Source organism: Parendozoicomonas verongulae, assembly GCF_009711465.1.
Classification (GTDB): Bacteria; Pseudomonadota; Gammaproteobacteria; order Pseudomonadales; family Endozoicomonadaceae; genus Sansalvadorimonas; species Sansalvadorimonas verongulae.
The window spans coordinates 1-480 of record NZ_SMME01000285.1 but is presented as its reverse complement, the minus strand read 5'-3'; the positions used below and the strand labels follow the sequence as shown (position 1 = coordinate 480).

Genomic DNA, 480 nt, shown 5'->3' with positions numbered 1-480 from the left:
AAAGATAGCTGCACTGGCAAAGGCTCTTGGGACCAGTAAGGAAGAGCTTAGCAAGTCGCTACAAAGTGGTACAGCATTACCCGCAAGTGTGATATCCGCACCAAAAATCGACACTATTGTAAAAAAACTCTGGAGGCAGAAGTCGGACAGTAACGCCTTTGTCCTGGGGAGTGAGTTATTAAAAAGTGAGGTTAAAGAGAATATCGAAAGTTGTTCTTTGTTAGGCAACTGGCTTGATTCCCATAGTCAACTCGCTTTAGCGGTAAGTGGTTTGGTTTGTGCGGATCAACCTGTTGATATTGTGTTGCAAGAGCTTCAGGACTTACACGAAAAAATAGTCCAGAAAGGCTTAGCCAGGCGCGACGACTGGCAATTTTCCATAGTCTGGATACTTGCCCGGGTCTGTAAATCTCTGGGCATCCATTCACCTCAGCTTATAGTCATTGCCCGGGTCGCTATTCAACAAAATTGGCTAGAACC

General features: G+C 45.4%; 1 protein-coding gene. It reads left to right on the top strand.

Going from position 1 to position 480, the window contains the following annotated elements; genetic code table 11:
* On the top strand, positions 1–480 hold a 480-nt coding region (locus E1189_RS22240), incomplete at both ends, for a hypothetical protein (RefSeq protein WP_196220845.1).